At 40.3% G+C, this 22,422-nt stretch carries 17 protein-coding genes and 1 pseudogene; 9 read left to right on the top strand and 9 right to left on the bottom strand.

Annotated features, from left to right (window positions below; translation table 11 throughout):
* Positions 1-49 precede the first annotated feature (49 nt).
* The 4 genes from PISS_RS16510 to PISS_RS16525 all read left to right on the top strand — a co-directional run bounded on the left by PISS_RS16510 (position 50) and on the right by PISS_RS16525 (position 5,947).
* The gene (locus PISS_RS16510) at positions 50-1,375 is read left to right on the top strand and encodes a DUF4118 domain-containing protein (protein WP_024602613.1); all 1,326 of its coding nucleotides are present in this window, start codon (positions 50-52) and stop codon (positions 1,373-1,375) included.
* On the top strand, positions 1,368-2,036 hold the full coding sequence (locus PISS_RS16515; RefSeq protein ID WP_024602614.1) for a response regulator: 669 nt from the start codon (positions 1,368-1,370) through the stop codon (positions 2,034-2,036). Before PISS_RS16510 ends, PISS_RS16515 begins: the two co-directional genes overlap by 8 nt.
* Before the next feature lie 241 nt (positions 2,037-2,277).
* Positions 2,278-4,392, top strand: a complete 2,115-nt coding sequence (locus PISS_RS16520; RefSeq protein WP_232311371.1) for an ATP-binding protein — start codon at positions 2,278-2,280, stop codon at positions 4,390-4,392.
* 19 nt (positions 4,393-4,411) lie between these two features.
* Positions 4,412-5,947, top strand: a complete 1,536-nt coding sequence (locus tag PISS_RS16525) for an HD domain-containing phosphohydrolase (RefSeq protein WP_033103016.1) — start codon at positions 4,412-4,414, stop codon at positions 5,945-5,947.
* A gap of 51 nt (positions 5,948-5,998) precedes the next feature.
* Here PISS_RS16525 and PISS_RS16530 read toward each other — a convergent pair whose 3' ends face one another.
* The 4 genes and pseudogenes from PISS_RS16530 to PISS_RS16545 form a co-directional block, all read right to left on the bottom strand.
* A complete protein-coding gene (locus tag PISS_RS16530) occupies positions 5,999-6,616 on the bottom strand; it encodes a glutathione S-transferase family protein (RefSeq protein ID WP_058155718.1) in 618 nt (205 codons plus the stop codon).
* Between the two features lie 48 nt (positions 6,617-6,664).
* Positions 6,665-7,693 (bottom strand): NADP-dependent oxidoreductase, encoded by a 1,029-nt coding sequence (locus PISS_RS16535; protein WP_058155720.1) that lies wholly within the window; start codon positions 7,691-7,693, stop codon positions 6,665-6,667.
* A 172-nt stretch (positions 7,694-7,865) separates the two neighbouring features.
* Positions 7,866-8,042 carry a GNAT family N-acetyltransferase gene (locus PISS_RS16540; protein WP_083494676.1) on the bottom strand — a complete coding sequence of 59 codons (177 nt, stop codon included), beginning with the start codon at positions 8,040-8,042 and terminating at the stop codon, positions 7,866-7,868.
* A gap of 275 nt (positions 8,043-8,317) precedes the next feature.
* A pseudogene (locus PISS_RS16545) lies at positions 8,318-8,500 on the bottom strand (GNAT family N-acetyltransferase); the annotation flags it as partial.
* A gap of 124 nt (positions 8,501-8,624) precedes the next feature.
* Between PISS_RS16545 and PISS_RS16550 the strand changes: the two are divergent.
* Positions 8,625-9,830 (top strand): anhydro-N-acetylmuramic acid kinase, encoded by a 1,206-nt coding sequence (locus PISS_RS16550; protein WP_058155722.1) that lies wholly within the window; start codon positions 8,625-8,627, stop codon positions 9,828-9,830.
* 36 nt (positions 9,831-9,866) lie between these two features.
* Here PISS_RS16550 and PISS_RS16555 read toward each other — a convergent pair whose 3' ends face one another.
* Positions 9,867-10,352: a hypothetical protein gene (locus PISS_RS16555; protein ID WP_058155724.1), complete on the bottom strand. Its 486-nt coding sequence runs from the start codon at positions 10,350-10,352 to the stop codon at positions 9,867-9,869.
* 616 nt (positions 10,353-10,968) lie between these two features.
* Here PISS_RS16555 and PISS_RS16560 point away from each other — a divergent pair.
* Positions 10,969-13,038, top strand: a complete 2,070-nt coding sequence (locus tag PISS_RS16560) for a bifunctional diguanylate cyclase/phosphodiesterase (RefSeq protein ID WP_232311372.1) — start codon at positions 10,969-10,971, stop codon at positions 13,036-13,038.
* A 1-nt stretch (position 13,039) separates the two neighbouring features.
* Here the strand turns inward: PISS_RS16560 and PISS_RS16565 are convergent, their stop codons facing one another.
* Genes PISS_RS16565 through PISS_RS16580 form a run of 4 tightly spaced genes read right to left on the bottom strand, consistent with a single transcriptional unit; the run spans position 13,040 to position 18,848 of the window.
* On the bottom strand, positions 13,040-14,047 hold the full coding sequence (locus PISS_RS16565; RefSeq protein ID WP_058155728.1) for an L-threonylcarbamoyladenylate synthase: 1,008 nt from the start codon (positions 14,045-14,047) through the stop codon (positions 13,040-13,042).
* Positions 14,048-14,055: 8 nt separating this feature from the next.
* The gene (locus tag PISS_RS16570) at positions 14,056-14,808 is read right to left on the bottom strand and encodes a DUF6671 family protein (protein WP_232311373.1); all 753 of its coding nucleotides are present in this window, start codon (positions 14,806-14,808) and stop codon (positions 14,056-14,058) included.
* A gap of 48 nt (positions 14,809-14,856) precedes the next feature.
* The gene (locus tag PISS_RS16575; protein ID WP_058155732.1) at positions 14,857-17,283 is read right to left on the bottom strand and encodes a DUF2309 domain-containing protein; all 2,427 of its coding nucleotides are present in this window, start codon (positions 17,281-17,283) and stop codon (positions 14,857-14,859) included.
* A complete protein-coding gene (locus PISS_RS16580) occupies positions 17,280-18,848 on the bottom strand; it encodes an NADH-quinone oxidoreductase subunit L (RefSeq protein ID WP_058155734.1) in 1,569 nt (522 codons plus the stop codon). The genes PISS_RS16575 and PISS_RS16580 overlap by 4 nt, the downstream gene beginning before the upstream one ends.
* 96 nt (positions 18,849-18,944) lie before the next feature.
* Between PISS_RS16580 and PISS_RS16585 the strand changes: the two genes are divergently transcribed.
* The 3 genes from PISS_RS16585 to PISS_RS16595 all read left to right on the top strand — a co-directional run bounded on the left by PISS_RS16585 (position 18,945) and on the right by PISS_RS16595 (position 22,420).
* Positions 18,945-19,823 (top strand): LysR family transcriptional regulator, encoded by an 879-nt coding sequence (locus PISS_RS16585; protein ID WP_096040849.1) that lies wholly within the window; start codon positions 18,945-18,947, stop codon positions 19,821-19,823.
* A gap of 120 nt (positions 19,824-19,943) precedes the next feature.
* Positions 19,944-21,899: a hypothetical protein gene (locus tag PISS_RS16590; RefSeq protein ID WP_058155736.1), complete on the top strand. Its 1,956-nt coding sequence runs from the start codon at positions 19,944-19,946 to the stop codon at positions 21,897-21,899.
* A 62-nt stretch (positions 21,900-21,961) separates the two neighbouring features.
* A complete protein-coding gene (locus PISS_RS16595; RefSeq protein WP_058155738.1) occupies positions 21,962-22,420 on the top strand; it encodes a TlpA family protein disulfide reductase in 459 nt (152 codons plus the stop codon).
* Positions 22,421-22,422: the final 2 nt, after the last annotated feature.

A 22,422-nucleotide genomic window follows, 5' to 3' on the forward strand; every position in this document is an offset into this window, starting at 1 on the left:
ATATCGAAAAGGCAGTAACCTAAGTGCTCAAATGTTAGAGGAATAATTAATGAATCAGGTCGAGGCCAAACCAAGGTGGTATAAAGCATTTTTTTTGGCGTTAATAATGCCATTAATTGTGGTTATGGCCATTTTCCCTGTACGTAACTGGTTTACTACTACCGATATTGTAATGCTTCAGTTATTGTGGGTGACTTGGGTTGCTGTACGGAGTAACCGTCGCCTTGCGATACTGACCACCTTAGTAAGTGTCGCATGTACAGATTGGTTTTTTGTTGCCCCTAATTTTACTTTTCATATTGAAAACATAGAATATTTAGTAACCTTTATTGTTATGCTAATTGTTGGTTTTGTGATCAGTCAATTGGCGGGGGAGCTCAGTACTAAAGTCAGAGATGTGCAATTACACGCAAGTAATAGCCGCACTTTGTATGAACTGGCCAAAGACTTAAATAGCCTAGATACGCTGGACGAACAAAAAAAGTACTTTGTACAGCGGATCGGTAAGCATTTAAATGCATCTTGCACATTTATGCCTGCAGCACCGCGAGGCAACAGTGAATTTATATTACTTAGTGAGGCTAACCCGAGCTGGGGCGGGTTTAATTTTACTAAACGGTTAACGCAAGGGCAAAAAGCTTTTGCTGATACCGCTATCTCGCTGCTTTATCAAGTACATGAAAAAACGATATTACGCCAGCAGTCGGCTGCTATTTCGGTGCAAGCGGAATTAGAACGCGCTAAAAATGCACTTTTACGTAGTTTGTCACATGATTTACGCACACCATTGGCAACTATTATGGGCGCATCCAGCATGCTTGCAGATGATGAAATTACCCTCAGCGACAGCGTGATAAAAGAGCAAGCGAGTAATATTTATGAGCAAAGTAAAATACTTAATCAGCACTTTGATAAAGTCATGGAGTTAAGCCGAGTTAATAAAATGGGTGAAAACCTATGTTGGCAAACAATAAACTTACAAGCATTACTCAGTGAAGCCAAAGCTCGCAGACAGCAGCAACTCACTCATTTTGTTATAGATACCAATATAGACGCTCAGTCAAAATGCATAGGGGATGTGACTTTATTAGAAATTGCGCTGGCTAATATGCTCGAAAATGCATGGCGTTATGGTGATGGGAAGGTGAGCGTTGAATTTACTCAGAGTAGCAATCAGCAAAAGGTATGTTATCAGTTACTTCTTACTAATAACGTGATCACTAAAGCGCAAACAAGTAGCGATGAAGGCGTTGGGCTGGGCAGTATTATTTGTGATGTGGTGGCTAAATTTCACCAAGGTACATTTACATTAACAATTAACAACGAGACACAGATGGCGTACGCAAAATTGATCTGGGAAAAAGACAATGACTAAAATATTAATATTGGAAGACTCTCCCCCTTTACAAAGCTTTTTAAAAACCTTGTTGCAAGCCAGTGGTTACGAGCTAAGTATTTGTGATAAAGGCTTAGATGGTTTTGCACGTTTAAGTGAGCAAAGTTATGATCTTGTGTTATTAGACTTAGGCTTGTTAGATATGGACGGTCAAGACTGGCTGATTGAGTTTCGACAATGGAGTGCCTTACCTGTTTTGGTGCTGTCAGCGCGAGATGGCGAAGTTGAAAAGGTAACCGCGCTTGATAATGGAGCAAATGACTATATTACCAAACCGTTTAGCGCGAATGAGTTACTCGCCAGAATTCGGGTGTTATTGCGCACCCAAAGTCAGCCGAGTGTGGCGTTTACCTGTGGGAATATAAAAATAGATCCACAAAAGCACATAGTAACCACCTCGGGGAATGAGATAAAACTGACTAAAAAAGAGTACGCAATATTATTATTGCTGTTTCAAAATAAAGATAAAGTACTCACTCATAATGCAATTTTAAGCCATATTTGGGGAGCGCAGTACATAGACCGTCCTGAATATGTGCGGGTACATGTAGCGCAGCTCAGACAAAAACTAGAAGCTAACCCTGCTAGTCCAAAATACATATTAACTGAACCCGCTGTGGGTTATCGGTTGGTCGATTAAACAATAAGAACTTTACAGTCTGCTCTACAACTCAGCGAGTCTGATAAATTATATAAATAACGCTTTTGTTTCCGCGATACTCTATTTAACAACCTTGTCCGTTATATAGCGGGTATTTTAATACCCCGCTTCTGCATTAATTTTACACAATTGATTTGCCTAGAAAGTTTTTATAGTCTAATTTTTAAGCTTAATACTTCAGATCCTCAGGATGTTGGCTTGCTTGTTTAAGCCTAAAATTATGCGACTACCACTCATACACTCTTTGCAAGGAAAGATGCTGCTGTATTTGGCATTGCCCGTCATGCTCATTATTGCCAGTATTTTGAGTTATTGGTATTCAACTAGCCTTAATCAGGCTGTTATACAAGCAAAACTAAATTTAAGCCAGACGGCAGATACGATTGCCGCGAAGGTAAATGAAGAAACGCAATTAGCGGTACGCACTACAGAGATTATGGCCTTAGCACAGCAAAATGGGTTGTTTGGTGATAGAGAGGCAAGTATTAATTTTGTTCGTGCAGTGCTTAAAATGAACCCTTCATTTGTGGGGGCTTCGTTTGGTTATGAGCCTAATGCCGATAATCAAGATCAAGCCTATATTAATGCTCCACCATTAAAAGAGGGCGTTTATGTAGACCAAACTGGCCGTTTTTTACCTTATTGGCATCGTGATTTTAATGACTCTGAACGTTTGTTACTTGAGCCCTTGGTCGATATGGAATCAAGTCTTTATTATGAGGGAGTACGTCAACAGTTTTTACGTGATGGTAATACCGAGACGATGATCACTGAGCCCTATGTTTACGAGGGAAGAATGCTGGTTGAACAAAGTTCGCCAATTATTATTAATGGCGAATTTGTCGGTATGGCAAGTGTAGATAGAGCACTTGCTGATATTACGGAATTCTTACAAACCATAAAGCAGCAACTAAAAATTGATGTTTTGTTACTCAGCCAACGTGACAACGTGATTGCCACGACATTAAATCATTCAGGACTAAAAACGAAAGCCATTTTAGACACAGATTATGCAAGTATAGCCAAACAGCTAAAATCACAGGGGCAAGCAAGAGAAATATTATCTGCTAACGATCCTTTTGATTCTGGAATATTCTATTTTGATAAAGCCAAGGTTGCCACTGGGCATTGGACAGTGATAGTGCGTCGCTCTGAAACCGATATTATTGGGCCTATTCAAGCGCAATTTAGCCCATTATTGGCAGCGGCTTTTGCAAGTGTATTACTGGTGTTTTTACTCTTTTGGTATTTTATTAACCGAACAACCAAGCGTATTAATATTGCGATTAAATCTGTTGAACAGCTAGCTAATGGAGATTTATCTATTCATGTTCAAAAGTATATGACTCAAAAGGATGAGCTTGGCACCATGTTTAGAAGCTTTGAGCGTTTAATTAAAGCCAGTAAAGATATTGATCAGGTTTGCTCTGCGATTGCAGCTGGGGATTTTTCTCAAACAGTTTCTAAGCGCAGCCCTTATGATAGTTTAAGTGATTCTATTAATTTAATGTCGAGTAAACGCCATGAGGCAGAGCAGGCTCTACTTGAGCAAACCATAGAGCTTCGTCGCACTCAGCAGGAGCTTGTTGAAGCAGAGAAAATGTCTTCACTTGGAAGTTTAGTCAGTGGTGTGGCACATGAGGTGAATACACCGTTAGGTGTTTGTGTGACAGCGACATCTCATTTGCGAGAAATGTTAATCGAAACTAAAAACAAAGTGGCTTCTGGCACCTTAAGTAAAACGCAGTTTAGTGAGTTTATTAGTGAAGTTGATTTAAGCTGTGACATTTTGCTAAAAAACATGCAACGTGCCGCTGATTTAATAAGCAGTTTTAAACGTGTAGCGGTTGATCAAACAACCGAAGAATTACGTAATTTGTATGTAAGTAGTTATTTTAATGAGGTGCTAAAAAGCCTCTATCATACCCTTAAAGCAACACCGGTTGATATTACCATTAGTGCAACGGAGCCTGAGCCAGAAGTGTATTCTGATCCCGGTGCCTTAGCGCAAATTTTCACTAATTTAGTAATGAATTCAATTATTCACGGTTTTCAAAATGGTAGCAAAAAAGGGCAGATAAGTGTTCATATTGAGTACTCAGACTCTGTCTGTATTCATTATCAAGACAGTGGTCAAGGCATGACAGATGAAGTTCAGAAAAAAGTGTTTGACCCGTTTTACACTACAAATAGAGCGGGTGGCGGCAGTGGCTTGGGGATGAATATTGTTTATAACCTCGTAGTTCACCGCCTGAAAGGGCAAATTGCAGTAAAGCAAAAAGAATCCACAGGCGTTTATTTTTTCATTCAATTTCCGGTAACGCCACCGAATTAATTAATAGCAGGGTGTGTTTATGGAGTGGTTACAAGATGATGTAGTGTCAGATAAAGCGGTTGCCAACAGCAATGCTAAGCCATGGAAAATCTTAATTGTTGATGACGATGACTCTGTGCATCAGGTAACTCAACTTGCAATGAAGCGCTTTGAATTTGAGCAACGCCCTGTTGAACTACACAGTGTGTACAGTGCATCTGAGGCGAAAGAGAAACTACAAAGCTCAGAACGTTACGCATTAATTTTACTAGATGTCGTAATGGAAACAGAACATGCAGGATTAGATCTTGCGCGATTTATTCGCCAAGACTTACAAAATGGTTATAGTCGAATTATTTTGCGAACAGGTCAGCCTGGGGTTGCGCCTGAGCGCAGTGTTATTCGCGATTATGATATTGATGGCTATAAAGCGAAGAGCCAACTGCAAAGCCAAGATCTTGAATTGATTTTTTATACCTCTTTACGAGCCTACCGCGATATTTGTATGCTACAAACTCACCGCTATAATTTAAAAAGACTAATAAAAGCTATCTCTACCATTACCCAAATTGGTGACTTGGTAGAGTTTACCTCTGTTGTCATGGAAGAGTTAAAACTTGTACTGAATATGAGCTCGGCCAATTTATATATTGATGCGCCTAAAGTATTTGGTATTTGTCAGTTAGATGAAAAGTTGCAAATGATTGAAGGGGAAGTCTCAGGTATACATCTGTTCACGGGAAGTGGTATTGATAGTATTCCGAAAAAGCATCAAGAGTACTTTTTAAGGGCGAAACAAACCAAGCAGAATTTTATTGCAGAAGATCATTATGTTTATTTTCATCATTCACAAAAAGGTCTAGATTCAATACTCGCATTTCAATCATTGCAACCGGTTAAAAAAGAAGCGCAACAGCTTGTTGACTTGTTTTTGGGCAATGTTGTTCTCACATTTGAAAGTTTATTATTAGCTAATTCAATTGAAGAAACCCAGCAGCTGGCTATTTCACTGATGGGAGGTGCCATGGAGTCGCGCTCCAAGGAAACGGGATCTCACGTAATTAGGGTTGGCTTATATGCAAAATTACTCGCGCAGCTGCATAATCAAAATCAAGCGTACTGCGATAAAATTAGCCTAGCTGCGCAATTACATGATGTAGGAAAGGTAGGTGTACCAGATCTCATTTTAAACAAGCCGGCAAAATTAGATGCTGACGAATGGGAAATTATGAAACAGCATACCACTAAGGGCTGGGAAATTCTCAAAGGGACAGCTAATCCTGTTATTGATATGGCTGCAAACATTGCGATTGATCATCACGAGCGTTGGGATGGAGCCGGTTATCCGCACGCAAAAAAACAGCAAGAAATCAGTTTAGAGGGACGAATTACTGCGATTGCTGATGTGTTTGATGCGTTATGTTGTCGCCGTTGTTATAAAGAGCCTTGGAGTATGGATGACGCAAAAGCGGAAATAATTAAAGGTGCAGGTAATCATTTTGATCCAAACTTAGTTGCACTTTTTGAAGCACATTTTAATGATTTTAAACAAATTTATCTTGATAGACCTGAGTAGAAAAGCGGGTATCGCTTTGACTGTGAAACCACAATCAAAGCGAAAGGTAAGTTAGTCGTACTTGGCTTCTAACTCGTTAGCGGTATGAAATTTTGCATGAGATTGTAATTGCTCATCGTATTTAACCAGGTTTTTAAAGTGCTCTAACTGGCCTGCATTTTTAACGATTTCAACAATAAACGACATCATAAAATCGGCACCGGTTAGGGTCTCGCCCACTAAATAACGCTTGCCTTCAAGACGGCTGTTAAAATAGCTAATCACTTTAGCGGTTTCTGCATCAGCATAGCCCTCTAAAAACTGGGTTTTAGCACCATCTTTTTGCACAAACATTTTGAGTAAAAGCGGTAAAATTGCTGAGCTTTCTGCAAAATGTAGCCATTGCTGGTAGTCAACGTAATCAGGGGTGCCTGCTTTTGGGGCTAATTTACCTTTGCCATATTTAGTGATCAGGTAATCTGTGATAGCGCCAGACTCGGCAATCACTAAGCCATCATCTTCTATAACTGGCGATTTACCCAGCGGATGCACATTTTTAAGCTCATCAGGGGCTAAAAAAGTCTCAGTGTTACGTTGGTAAGCAACAATTTCGTAATCGACCTCAAGCTCTTCTAGTAACCAAATAATACGTTTAGAGCGAGATTTATTTAAATGGTGTAGTTTAATCATTTTCTTCCTTATTGAGCTGTGTTGAATTACAACACAGCCTGAATGTTATTATAGTGGGCTGTTAATCTTTACTACGGTTTTACCAAAGTTCTTCCCACTGATCATATCGTTAAATGCACTGATGGTGTTTTCAATGCCTTCTACCAGATGTTCGCGGTATTGAATTTTTCCGTCTTGTAGCCATTTTTGCATGTCTTGTGCAAATTCGTCATAGCGGTGGCCATAATCATCAAAAATAATAAAGCCTTGCATTTTGATGCGCTTAGTTAGTAATTGCCCCATTAGCATGCCCATTCGATCTGGGCCCTCAGGCAAGCTGATTGCATTGTACTGCGATACCAAACCACAGATAGGCACGCGTGCTGAGGTATTAAGTAAAGGCAGTACGGCGTCAAACACTTTTCCGCCCACATTTTCATAATAAACATCAATGCCTTGGTCACATGCTTTTTCTAATTGCTCGGCAAAGTCATCGGCTTTGTGATCAATACAGGCATCAAAGCCTAGCTTTTCAACGGCATGAGCACATTTTTCGCTACCACCGGCAACTCCAACCACTTTACAGCCTTTAATTTTAGCAATTTGGCCAACCGTTGCACCGACAGGCCCCGTTGCAGCAGCAACGACTACGGTTTCACCTGCTTTAGGGGCGCCAATATCGAGTAAACCCATGTAGGCGGTAAAGCCAGGCATACCCATAATACCCAATGCGTATGAAGGGTTTGTTGGTTCTTTACCTAATGACATTAAGCCTTCGCCATTTGAGATGGCGTAAGTTTGCCAACCTGTGTACGCTAATACCCATTCGCCTTCGCTAAATTTATCGTTTTTAGATGTTTCTACTTGGCACACCGTTGCACCAACCATTACATCACCAATTTCGACAGGGTCGGCATACGATTTAGCATCGCTCATACGGCCACGCATGTAGGGGTCTAATGATAAGTAAATTGTACGCAACAGTACTTCGCCCTCTTTTAACGATGGAAGCTCTTTGCTTTTAAATTCAAAGTTGTCATTGGTAGGGGCGCCATGTGGGCGCGAGGCTAAAGTAAATTGACGGCTAGTTGTAGACATAAAAATCTCCAAAATAAAGTGAAAAAACCACCTATTACCGAATGTTTAAGCTTTAAAACAATACACGGCTCAACAATAATGCGCGGATAGGCAGATAAAATTTGTACCTTGATACACGAGCTTTGGGCGAGAGGGGGTTAATTCAACCTTTGCAAACATTTAATTAGAATAATTACTCTGTTTTTAGCATGCTAAATATATGGCTATCAAAATAGTGACCATTTTTATAAATTGCTTGTTTTAAAATAGCCTCGGTATTAAAGCCACTTTTAAGCAACGCCTTTATTGAGCCCGCATTACCAGCAAATACAGCCGCATGAATACGGTTTAAATTAGTACTTTTAAACACTTCTTTAGGGTCTGTTGACCTTTGCGGATTACAATTTGTTCAAACTAGGGGCGGTTTAATCGCGGCGCGAGGTTTGTAACCTAGTGGGCTAAGTCAAAACCGAGCAACAAAGAGTAAATAGCCCCTAGGCAGAACCCGAAGGGCAGCGCCTGTTTAGCATTAATGCTGCGTTATCGCCTATTTATGTGGAATAACCACACCTCATAGGCGCTGCCTTGCCTAAATACCAAACAGACTGTTGCAAATTTAACCTTGAAAGGTCAACAGACCCTAATAATCAACCCAATGGCTTGGGTGATAATACCTTGCCCCCAATATTGCTGACTAAGCCAATAGCCTATTTCGCCACTGCGGCTATACTCAAATTCACCAGGAGTAATACCAATACACCCAACACACAGGCCATCAACTTCAATGGCTTTAATGATGCCACATTTTGCTCCCTCGTTTATCCACCAATAACCTAGCAAGCTTTAGGCGTTTAAACAATGAAACTATCTTTTTAAAATTAAAGTGTATACAGCTATAACTTTGCTTTAAACTCTTTTAAAATATAATAAAAAGTACCTACACAGAGTCACTATGCACCCACACATTGCCGCCCTTTATAATAGCGCTAAAAAGCCTAGTCGTTTAATTATTGGCCTAATGAGTGGCACCTCTTTAGATGGTTTAGATGTGGCGCTATGTAAAATAACCGGAGCGGGTTTGCATACCCAAATAGAGGTATTAAAATTCACCACGGTTGAGTACAACGACGAGTATAAAACTAAAATAAAACAGGTGTTTGCTAAGCGCGAATGCGATTTAGAAGTGCTGACTTTGTTACATCCGTGGGTAGGTAAACTCCATGGTGCTATGGTTAATCAGTGTTTAGCACTGTGGCAAGTAAATCCAGCCGATATTGATGTAATAGCCAGTCACGGGCAAACTATTTATCACTGCCCGCAATCCCAACATAACCACCACGATTTTAAAAATGGCACGCTACAAATTGGCGACAGCGATCAAATAGCGTTTACTACAGGCATTACCACGATAGGTGACTTTAGGCAAAAGCATATTGCTGCTGGTGGTGAAGGTGCACCATTAGCTGTGTATGGAGATTATTTGTTTTTTGCCAGCCCAAATGAAAATCGTATTTTACTCAACATGGGGGGCATTGCTAATTTAACATTTTTACCTAAAAACGGCGATACTGGAGCGGTCTTTAGCTCTGACATTGGCCCTGGCAATACTATTATGGATGCTTATGTACAGCATTATTTTAAAGGGCTCCATTATGATGAGGGAGCTAAACTTGCCAAAGCTGGTAAAGTGAATACAAAGCTTCTTACTGCGCTTACCGATAACGCGTTTTTTAAATTACCTCTGCCTAAAACAACCGGACCTGAGGTGTTTAATTTAGCTTATTTACGGGAGGCACAAATGCATTCAACGACACAAAGACTAAACCACGAAGATGTTTTAGCGACTTTAAATGCCCTTTCTGCCACTACGATTGCTAAGGCATTAAATGACTGTGCTCAACATACTCAAGACTGTGTAGTGTATGCCAGTGGTGGAGGTATTCATAATCCATTATTAATGGAGCAATTATTGATGCACAGCCCAAACATTAAGGCGTTTAAAAACACCGAGAGTTTAGGCGTAAATCCTGATGCCAAAGAGGCCGTGCTGTTTGCTATTTTGGCAAATGAATGTTTGGCAGGGCAACGTCAAAGCTTAAATAATAACAACCAAGGGATTTTAGACATAACTATGGGTAAAGTGAGCTTTGCTGATTGAGTAATAAAAAACCAGTGGAAAATTGTGCGCCAATAACTAAAAAAGCGAAAGTAAAGCTGTTCCCATATTAGCGAAATACTGACGTACCCGATGCGGCCTAGGCGGCGCTACATAAGTTGCAGGTGCAGTATAACCACTACCAAATTGGTTAATATGCATATCAAACTGCAAACTATTTTTTAACGTGCCGTGCTTACCATGCAAAATCATTTGCATCACAAAATCATGACTATGTGCTATTTGACTCAAAGTTAGGTTGACTCGCCCTTGTTCTAGATCAGATAGGTTGAGTGTTTTTTCTGTGTAGTATTGAGCCGCTCGTGCATTTGGCTCAGTTGCGCTGAGTGAAATAATATCACTTTCATGAGCAGCCTCAGGTAAAACGCATTGCAGTGTGATTTGATGCTGACTGTTAGCATCCTGCGATAGCGTTTCAAATTCCATGCTGTGACTCATTGCCGCAGACATAGGATCTTCAAATGACGGAAGTGCAAAGGTAAGTTGCACTATAGATTCGCTCATGAGGGGCTTCAAATGCTATTTTTGATTAATAATGCAGCTATTATTACCGATCATTATTGCAAAATTATGACTAAACAAAACGACTTCATACATGAGCTGGTTTAAATTACATTTTACAACTAAAGCTATTGTTTTAAATCAATATTATATTTAATAAATAAACTACAATAGTCGCTTAATAATATCGTTTATTAAATGCAAGGACACAACGAGGCCTTAGCTTAGCAATAACAATAATGCTTTTATCGAGCTTGCTGGTTGTTAATTAATGTTGCCTTTATTGTTAATTAAAGGTGTTTTATTTGTGTGTATTTTCTTAATTTTGCAATAAAATTGCTTGAAAAAAAACCAAGCTAGCCATAAAGTGCTTTTAAGAGCCCAAATACATAACACACTACCAAACAGGTTGTGGCGGGGTTGTGAGAATTAGATGGCACTAATAAAAAATAATTTATGGAAACTCTTCTGTTTTTTGCTGTTGGGTGGCTTAATTTTATTAAGCGTGCTTTTGGTTTACGAGTGGAAAAACATCAAAAAAGATTACCGCACGAGCTCCCAAAATCGTGTGGAATTTTCTGCGCAAGCACTTAAAAGCACCCTTAGAAATAAAGAGCTGATGCTAGATTTAATTGGTAGAGATATTCTCTCTAATAATAATTTACATGAAAAAACGTCGACAATTAAACTTCTTGATAATATTTTGCTCGAAAATCCCGTGTTATTAGGCTTTGGACTGTTTAATCCGCAAGGCGAGATTATTTATTACAGCTCAAACTTAAACGCTTCAACCATGATCAACCTGAAAGAAAATAAAAATACACGCCAAAGCTTTGCGCAAACCCTCGTATCAGACAAAATGGTATTAGGACAGACTTACTTTAATGAATCTTTACAAGAGTGGGTCATCCCAATAAGAAAAGCATTACGCGATAAGAGCGGCACAGTAATTGCGGTTATGACGGCAGGTATGGCGGTGTCGAGAGGGGCTAAGTACTTAAATATTTTGCAAAGTAATCGTGATGATTACATCATGCTAGCAAGAGAAATAGATGGCTTTATTCAATACAGCTCGGTTAGAGATGCAGATATAGCAAGTTATATAAAAACCCAGACTAAAGAGGCATTGGGGTTATCGGGTAATGCTTTGATAGAGCAAACAGGTAAAACAAAGCAAACACTTAAATCTTCCGAGGAAGTGTTTAGCATAGAAACGACGGTAAAAGGCAAACCGTATATCACCTCAGCAAAATTTGATAACCGTTATCAGTTGTGGACTCTGTCACAAATGGCGATGCAACCAATAAAAAATCTGTATTATTGGAAAGTTGGCTTGTATGTCCTAGTTTATGTGTTTATTTGTATGGTGCTATTTTTTGGTTTTAGGCTTATTGCACGTGCTGAAAAAAAGCGTATTGATGAGCTATTCCATCTTTCAAGACATGATGATTTGACCAAACTCCCAAATCGAAAAGCGTTACGAGATAGCTTTGAAGAAAAAAAAGAAACATCGTTTAGCTTAGCAATCATTAACATTACCAACTTGCGTTCTATGAATAATCGCTTTGGCATGGAGTTTGGCGATAAAGCGATAAAAACCTTTGCTGGCTTTTTAAAAACAACATTTTTATCACCCTATTTAGTATTTAGAAATAGTGGGAATGAATTTTGTATTATTGCACCTCACACTTTTGATGAGCAAAACAGACGTGCATTCGAGCATATTTTAGAGTCAGCAATCCAGCAATATGAAACCAACAATAGTGAACGATTACTTAATATAAGTGTGGGCATAGCCTGTTATCCAGAGCATGGTATAACAAAGAGTAAGCTCGTACGAAGTGCGCATTTAGCTAACCAGTGGGCAAAAGATACCGGCCAATGGCTGTGTCATTATCATGCTGATATTAAACAAGCTTACTTACGTCGTTTAAAAGTAGAAGAGCGGCTTAATATGGCGTTAAACGAGCAGTCATTGTCTATGGCGTATCAGTGCCAAGTAAATGAACAGGGTAAAATCCATGCTATGGAGGCGCTCATTCGTTGGAAAGATGGTGAGCTTGGTATGGTATCACCCGCTGAGTTTATTGCTATTGCAGAGCAAAGTGATTTAATTTTTAAAATTGGTGACTTTGTTTTAGCGCGATCTATTGGTGAGTTTGCAAAAATGCAGCAACACAGCGATACCCCTCTTGAATTGGCAATAAACATTTCAGTAATGCAATTTCAAAGTAGTGTATTTATTCCTACATTATTACACAGTTTAGAGACGCACAATGTTACTGCGCAAAGTATCATTTTAGAAATAACAGAATCCCTCTTTATGGATAATCTTGAACATGTGATTGATACGATTAAGAGCTTAAAGTCACGTGGAATACGCTTTTCAATGGATGATTTTGGCACAGGCTATTCATCACTGAGTCTTTTGAGACGCTTACCGATAGATGAACTGAAAATAGATAAGAGCTTTGTTGATGATATTTTGGTGGACTCTAAATCAAATAGTATGGTGCAAAGTATTATTGCCATTGCCAACAGCCATAACTTAAGTGTTATAGCTGAGGGCGTGGAAGAACAGGCACAGTTTGATATGTTAGTTGATATTGGCTGTAAACGTTTTCAGGGGTATTACTTTTATAAACCAGTGGCAGCAGCAACGGTTATTGAATACCTAACGGTTAATTAACTTATCCTGCAAATACTGTGGTGGCACGGCTAAGGCGGTCATTCACAGCCCCCCACTTACTGCTTACTGGCGGCTTTTCGATATAAATATTCATCGGTGTTGTCTCATCGATATGATGTAGCGTTTTATAAATGTTTTTAGCATACTCAACAGGGCAAGCACTTAGCTTAGTAATGTACTGAGGCGAAATGTGATTAGCTAATAACTGTTGCTCTGCCTTGGTTGAATAGATTAAATAATGTGTTTGCAAATGCGGTGTTTTACTCAAAACACTTGGAAAGTCTGCGCTATTAATAAGTGTTGCAGGAGCATGTGGCTGGTAATGCGCTTTTACATTGCCAGGCACTGCCTCATTGTGTGAAAGCGGTGTAGTGACATTCAGTCCGGTTTTTTGCAAAATATCTGCAGCGGATATAGGTCCTGGGCGTAAAATGCGAAGCTGCTCAGTGGTGGCATCAACAATCGTTGATTCAATACCCACATCACATTGACCGCCCTCTAATACCGCGCTAATTCGGCCATTTAAATCGCGCATAACATGGGCTGTATTTATTGGGCTTAGTTGTTTGTAGCGATTAGCTGAGGGAGCTGCAAGCCCAGTATTTAATTGTTTTAAAACGGCTAAAAATTGCGGATGTGCTGGTACGCGTAAACCAATGCTATTCAAGCCACCTGTTACAGGGCTATTTAAATTATCTTTTGCATTTAAAATAAGTGTGAGCGGGCCTGGCCAAAAGGCTTCAGCAAGTGTAATCGCTGCCTTATTTACATTTTTTGCCCAGTGGTGCACATGTGATAGTTCAGGAATATGCACAATTAATGGGTGGTTTGTTGGGCGTCCTTTCGCGGCAAATATTTTTGCTACAGCATCACTATTGCTCGCATCGGCAGCAAGGCCATATACAGTTTCTGTGGGTAAGGCAACGCATTCGCCCGCTTTTAATAGTGCCACGGCTTGGTTAATACGCTCTTCAGTATTCAATAATTGAGTGGGTTGTAATGATGTCATAATAACTCTTAAGGATTACAAAACTGGCAATATGTTGCATCAGCAACGTGTTTTTTATTCGTTTCAATGTGGCTAAAGCCGCAACTATCACACACTGAAGTAGTTGATTTCATTTGTTCTGTTGGCATATTACATAGCTCACAGGGCAAGCCTTTTGTAACTTGTTTAGCAACAAAGTTAGGGTTTTGGCACTGTGGGCATGTTGATGATAGTCGCCTTGCAAGATCTTCTGCAGCTCGGCTAATAATTACTTGGCGTTGCGGGCTATACATGGCCCTCAGATCAGGCGTGATTGTACCTGTGCTTGGCGTTTTTTCTGTATACAAAGCAATAAGCGCTTCTATGCTAAGCCCTTTATGAAGCGTTTGGGTGTCGTCAAGTATCCAATGCTGGTTTTCATAGCGCTGACATGCAGTAGTGATTGATTCAGTACTAGTTTCACTGTTTATAGTTAAACTGCTGGGCGAAAATGGTCCACCAGCGTATCCATAAATAGCATTGTTATTGTGTTTATCGTAAAAACAAATAACTTCTTCGTTCCAGTTCATTAAACCCGGATACGGCCCACCCCCAAAACTGCCTTCACTGCCAAGCCCAAATTGCTCGCCTGTGAGTTCACATGCGCGCTGAGCTTTTGTCAGTGCCGCTGTGTTGGCACTACCATGACGTTGTACTTCGTGACTAAACATCCCAAGTGTATCGGTATCAAATAAATCAGTAGTGAATACCTCAAAACCAAGTGGCTCTAGAGCAGGGGCCACTAAAGGTGCCTTTTTATGTTTCGTGGCAATGACTATCTTTGGCATAGCTTATATTGGCTCATTAGAGGCTGAAATAGTTGAGAAATGTCCATTTTCGAACTGCTCGAGAGTATTATTATCGCCCCAGCGAATGAGAGTGAGCCAATGGTTATCAATCAGCTCCTTCACCATGACATGTTTGTTATAAATTGCCGCGATTGCCGATTGCGGCGCAGCAATATATACATTAAGGCGAATTGGTTCGTGCATCCATTTTTCCCCATTGTGCAGTGACTGCATGGCTAAGCCAATACGAAGGTCACCGCCATTACCTTCAAATAATCCAATATTACCGCCGACTGCATTGTGGAGTATTTTATTACCACTGCCGTATTTATGGTTGTCGGTAACCGAGGCATTATATTGACTATTGATCCAATGGGTTACTATCATGGGTGCGGTCATAATTAGTTCTAATACCGTAAATTCGTTATCGTTTTCCCATTCATAATCATGTAAAAAGCAGCGTCCTTGTAAGTTAACACTGCGAGTCCAGGCTCGTGGTGCAACAATAAAGGCGGCGTTATTAGCAAGCCCCCATTCTGGGCGTACTTGCGACCAATCGCGGGCACGCTGATGATAAGCATGGTTAATTTCATCTGCGGTTTTATTAACTAACTGCGGGTCGATATTTACTAAGCGTTCTTGCTGAGCGGTTTGCGTGGCAACGGTTAGCCATTTTTTTAGATTGTCATTAAGCTCGGTATCGTAAGTGGTGATGACATCCGTGGTTGTGTTATGAATAGCGGCAATAAATTGCGTGCTCTGTGCCAGTGTTAGCCCTCGCTCTTTAAGCGCTTGGCGCACTTGGGTATCGTTTAGTAAGTTAGCCAGCACGCGTACATTAACTTCGCCACTTTGCCCTCCACAGGCTCCACATTCTAGGCCAGCGCTGTGCAAGTTATTAGTTGTATGACTGGCGTGACCTACCAACATAACATGCGGCGCAAACTCTTTTATTCCTAAGGTGTTAAGCACTTTTTGAGCTAAGTCGGTTTTGTCTTTTAGGGTCAGTTTTTGCTGGTTTTGTGTTAATTGCCAGTCGGTGGTTGCGCACTTTTTAGCTTTACCTTTAGATAAAAAGGTATTTTTTATTAATTTAAATGCATACAGCCAGCCTGCTGATTCAACCATAGAAAACGATGAGGGGGCTGATTTTGACCAACTTTGCCATGTAGCACTATTTTGACGAGATGCTTCAAGCGCCGCGTCTTTGTGTGTTTGTGTGGCATGTATGGCTGGTTTGAGTAGCCCGGGTAGTTGAGGACGAGTAATTGCACTACCATTTTCTTGATATTCTAGTGGCAAGCCAAAAAAGCCGGCAAAGCCGAAGGTTTCTATATTTTTACTTTGCGATTCAAGCGCGCGGCGAATAACCTCTGAGCGTACATCAATACAAAACACTGCTTGTAATTGAGCGTTGTTCACTGGCGTTTTAGTGGCGTTTTGCAGCGCATGATTAAGCGGGTATTGATAGCTCAGCTCCAGTGCTTTTGCCCACACCCATAATGGCTTTTGTGCCAATTTGTGTGCATGCAGGCGCTCAATTACGAGTGACTTTTCTTGCTGCCACTGACTTTGTAGTTGTTTAAATGAAGCACTATCATGATCTGCTAGATACTGCCAAATAACCAAGTCCCATGCCATTCGCATGGCCAGTAGCTGTTTCATATCATCTTTGGGTTTAGCGTAAAGTTGGCCTTGGAATCGCAAATACGCTAACCACGATGCCCAACCATTAATATCTAAAAGCAGCGAATGAGCATATAACTCTAACGAGTCGTTATCTATATTAAGGGTTGAGAGTGTTAGTGCAATCAGTTCATCAGCGCAAGTGGGCAGTCGTTTAAAGTAGCCATTTAAATGCTTTTCATCCATTACAATACTAATGCCTTTATCCGCTTGAATAACGGTTAACCAATGGCGATATAAAGGTGATTGTGATGATGTGCCATCACCATGAAGCATAGGGCCAAGCTGCTGATAATGCGCGGCACAAAACTGGCTCAATTGATGGGTGATTTCATCATGCCAAGCCATTTTATGTTTATTGCGCTGCTGGTCGAGTAAATCTGCAATGTTGTGCCAATCCACTAAAGGAACATCAATGTGAAGGGTTTTTATGAGTTGCTCATGCGTAAAGTCACTGTTAAGTAACTTGGCTGCATCGGCTAAGTGGTTATCAGTAATAATGCCGTTGTCGTACTTGTGCTGATAAAAGTCTTTAGGCATTAGCATATTGGCATTACATAAGGTATCAATGCGTGCGCTTACATCTTCAATAGGCAGGTGGCGCATTTCCCAAAATGGGTTAACGGCAATCATCTGATCTAAAGGCCAGTTTGGTGCTATGTAACCGCATACTTTATTAAGTATGTTGTTTTCAGTGTCACTTAACGATAATGCCGTGTGATTTGAATGCGTTTGATTGCTCATTTTGATTCCTCAACGGTGATTCCAGCTGCATGATTTTTTAAATCGGTGTGGCCATTATTAGGTAAATTTATCGGCCATATTTTTAGGGTTAACCGCGTAAACCACTCATCTAAATACAAACCTGCAAATAATAGGGTGGAAAGTGATTTAACCTGTGGTCGCCAAGACTGGTAGCGTAAAAAGTAGCTGGCAATCATTAACGTTAAAATAAGGGCTATTACCCAGCTATCGGCGAGGCTAAATGCAGCTTCGCGCCACTGCTCAAGCTCTAGTGCTAAAGTAAATATATTTTTAGCAACCACATAACTAATAACAACTAATAGTGCGACTAGCAGTTTTTTACTGTGAGTTTGCACGCTAGAAGCGCCATGTTGGTTGGCCAGTAAAATAGTTAAAGCCGATGCTAAAAGTAGCCACACACTGACCGCGCCTTGATAGCCACTAATGGTCCATGCAGCGCTAACTAGGGTAATCGACACCAATGCCCCCGTTAACCAAGCAAAGCACGTGGGTGATTGTTTTGGAATGTGGCGGCGAATCAGATCTTCGTTTACACCGTTGCCTGAGTTTAAAAATGCAAAGGCTTTATAGGTTGAATGAGTAACAAGGTGAAGCAGAGCCAGTTCAAATAATCCCAGCGCACATTCTATGAGCATTAATCCCATTTGCGCACTGGTAGACCAAGCAAGCCTTACTTTAACGCTTATTCGGGTAGTCATTATCAAAGCGCTGATCACCGTAGTTAAACCAGCAATAATTAAAATTAACCACTGTGCAGCCGCAGCTTGAATAAACAAAGGCGCAAATAAAATTAATAAAAAGCCACCTAAATTTATCACCCCAGCATGCAATAAGGCACTGACGGGTGTAGGCACCTCAACCACTTTGATTAGCCAGCCATGCATAGGCAACTGAGCACATTTTATTAAAGCAGCAAAAGCGATTAAAAAGGCTGCGAGTTGTTCAGCCAAAGATAGCGGTAGTGTGTTGGTGTGATAAAAAGTAGTGATATCGCTAATATATAGGCTGTTGTGAGTAACCGATAAAATAATAAATGCGACGAGTAATAAGGATTCGGCTACGCGTGCCACAATAAACTTTTTATGAGCGGCGAGTACCGCACGAGGGCGCTCAGGATAAAACATTAATAGCTTGTGCAGTGCTAAACTAATTGACACCCAGCCTAGCCAAAATAGCGCTAAGTGATTGCTCATAACTACAATCAGCACTGCGGTTACGGTTAATAGCAGCCAGCGCCAAAAATAGTTTACACGTGGCTCACCTTGCATATAGTGTTTGCAAAACCGAATCAATATTAGCGTTATGAACAGGATTAGTCCTAGCATAATAGCGCGGGTCACTGAGAGCGATAAAAAACTCAGTAAATCAAAGGCATAAATACGATAAAGTGCAACGGCACTGATAAATGCAACACTATTAAATAGCATCACTTTAAACAGTACATTGCCATTTGAGGCACAAGGTTGTCGGCCAATTAGCCACGCCGCTAAAAATGTGCTTAATGGCATCATTAGTAATAACAACGAAATAATATACTCGCTCATTCAGTGCTCCTTATTTAGTTATTGGAGTATGACAAACTAGATAACTAAATAAAAATAGATATAATGCATATAAACGTTCTATAAAAGAGAACTATAATGAGCCGTTTGAACTACCATCACTTGTATTATTTTTGGTCTGTTGCCCGAATTGGTAACTTGACCCAAGCCGCTAAAGAGCTGCATTTATCGCAGTCAGCACTCTCCACTCAAATTAAACAGCTAGAGCACACCATTAATATTGAGTTATTTGAACGCAAAGGACGTACTTTGGCGTTAACCGATATGGGAAAGCGGGTGCAAATGTACGCCAACGATATATTCACTAAGGGCGAAGAACTGTCGTCTTTTATTCATAAAGGGGTGATTTCCCAAACTCAGCATTTATCAATCGGGGTGCTTAATACGCTCTCTCGTAACTTTATCGAGGAATTTATTAACCCTTTAATGAGTAACGACGAAGTACGCTTTTCGCTTACTGCAGGGCGTATGGATGGGCTGTTAAATGGCTTGGCAGAACACGAACTGGATTTAGTTTTAACTAATAAACCCATCGGGCTTGAGCATTACGATCAGCTTTGGCAGAGTCAGTTGGTATCTCGTCAGCCATTAGCCATAGTGGGTCCAGCTGATAAAAAAACACGCGGTCAATTTCCTACCGGTTACACAGATGCACAATGGGTGCTACCCAGTAAAACCTCCGCGATTAGAGACTCATTTAATGCTTTGTGTGCCCGCTGGCAATATCAGCCAAAAATAAAAGCAGAGGCTGATGATATGGCTATGCTGCGATTACTTGCCCGTGATAGTGGTGCACTATCGGTATTGCCCTCAGTCGTCGTAAAAGATGAAATAGAACAAGGCCTATTAGTTGAATACCAACGTTTACCTGATGCATTTGAGCACTTTTATGCCATTACCGCACAGCGCAAATTTGTACCTGATATATTAAAGTCGTTGCTTGCCAAAACCTGTTAATTACTTTTAAACTAACGTTTTTATTAAAATATTTTATGCTTGAATAATAAAAAAAAGAATTAAAGGTTTTAATTAGATGGCCGACAAAGTACTTAATTGTACTGAAGATTAAGGATAATCATGGTTAATAAACTACAAGGAAATTATGCTAACCTAAATGCGTTGCTTGCCCAATCAGTCAATAATTCAAACCACAGCAATGTGTCCACAGGCTTACAATCGAGAGCTCACTTAGCGCCAAGCACGGCAACAATCACTGATGAAATGCTCAGTCAGTTTAGTGACGAACAAGTCGATGAAATACTTAATCAGCAATTATCCTCGTTACTCACGATTTCCAGCGCACCCAGTGGCTCAAATTATAAACTCTCCAGTGAAGAGGTTGCGCTGCGAACGGTAATAAGCTCTCAGCAAGAGGGCTTATTAAAAAACGAACGTAGTGATCAGTTAATTGAGCGTTTAAACAGCTCGGTAAAAAATATTCAGGGCGCTTATGCTAACACTAGCGATATTTTATCAAACTTGGGGCAGCTTGGGTTCAATCAAAAAACGTTTTTAGCGTCTAGTCAGCAGCGTGTTGAACGCTCGCTAGACCCCTTTATGGAAAGTTTTAACCGCGAGCGATATGAAGATGATGATAACTATGGGTTTGAGCTTTCGGTAAAAACCAAAGAAGGTGATGTTATTAAAATCACTCTTCATTCTGCGCAAGGTTATGATGAGGAAACAGGCGAAACCACTGACGAATTTAGCGTAAGTTATGAAGTAGATGGCGACTTATCTGAGGCTGAACACCAAGCATTAACGCAAGTACTTTCTGGTGTTGGTGAAATGGCGGATGAATTTTTTAAGGCTAAACAAAGCGCTTACAGTCGTTACGTACCCGCAAACCAAGCTGATTTAGATTTAAGCTTTCTAAGCAATTTTGATAACAAAGAACTTTCGGGTTTTGATTTGTATTTTTCAACGTCAGAGGGAAATACTGCCGATGCTGATGGAGCGCTACTTGGAAAAGACAATGAGCTTAATTTAAGCTATACCCTTGATGAGGATTCTGAGCAGCAAATACTAGAGTTTGAATCGGTAAATGGACAGAACAACATTGATTTTTCGCTTGATATGTCAACCATTGGCGCTCAAGACAAAAGCCAAATGCAGCAATACATAAAAGCGCTCGATAAGAGTTTAGAAGATAGCCAGCTCAATAGCTCAGAGAAAAGTACGCGTTCGGCGTTTGGCCAAAAAAGTGATGAAGTAATGAAACAAGGGTTGGCTGTATTTAAAAGTGCGTTTAGTAGTATGTCATCAGCCGCTGAGCGCTACAGTGAAATTGAGTCAGTTGCTACAAAGCAGTTTACTAATGGACGCGAGCTTGTCGCTAATTTAGTTGACAATATGATCACCCGTGATCCACGTTATCAAGGGCTAGGAAGCAGTAATAAAAATTCCTTAGGTGATGGTATATCTAAGTTAGCTGATTTTGATGCGAAATTTTCTTTTGCAATGGATCAAGGTGATTACATAGCAACAAGCACCACAAAGCTGAGTCAAAATACAGAACACCAAAAATCAGCAGGGTTAACTGGAGTTACTCAAGATAAAGCGGCGAGCACGCGTTTTAATTATGAAGAAGGTAACCGCTCTGACATCCCTCCTGATTATTATGACAAACAAGAAAATTACACTATTGGTACCGCTGTAAAAAATAACGAATTGGTTGCCCTTGATCAGGCTCATGAGGTGGATGTAGATAAAAAAGTGTATCAGTTTAATCCCGAAATATCTCAATACGAGCTAAAAAAGGAATTAAAAGAAACAACCACCAGTGAGAGCAATATTCGTGTTATTAACGATATTTGGCTCGAGAAAAATGAAGATAGTCATCGTATGGATGAAAGAAAACGACTCAGTGGTGTGGGGGCGACGAATGAGTTTAGAACAACATCGAGTTATTCACATACGCAATTAGTAACATTAATCGGTGACTTAGATAAATTAGAACAAAACAAAGAAGCCAAACGTGAGTACTTAGCCGTTTTATCACAAGTGGATGATTTTATGGATAAAAGCAAGTAACTTTTATTTACTTAAGCTCGATTGTGGGTATAGTAACTAAAACACTATTTAAGTATAAGATTATGTTTAAACAATTAATTTTTCTTTTAATGTTGAGTTTACCACTGGCAGTGAATGCAACGCTCAAACCACACTCGGACGTTATTTCTGCTAAGCGTTTATTAAGCGAGCACGATAAATTTGCTAAACAATACCAAGCATTTTCGCCTACACCCCAAGACGTTGCATTGATGCAAAAATTAGTAGGTAAAGAGGTGTTAGTGCTTTTAGGTAGCTGGTGTCATGACAGTGCTCGCGAAGTACCTCGATTAATAAAGTTACTTGATGAGTCTAAGGTTGAACTTTCGAAAATAACCTTTGTTACAGTCGGTTATGACAAACGTGATGAGGCAGGTATTGCTCTAGCGCATGACTTACAATATACCCCCACTTTTATTATTAAGCATAACGGGGTTGAAGTTAACCGCGTAGTAGAAAAACCCAGCGGCACTCTCGCCCAAGATTTAACCTTGGGCTTATAACG

Origin of the sequence: Pseudoalteromonas issachenkonii, from assembly GCF_002310795.1 — a bacterium.
Taxonomy (GTDB): Bacteria; Pseudomonadota; Gammaproteobacteria; order Enterobacterales; family Alteromonadaceae; genus Pseudoalteromonas; species Pseudoalteromonas tetraodonis.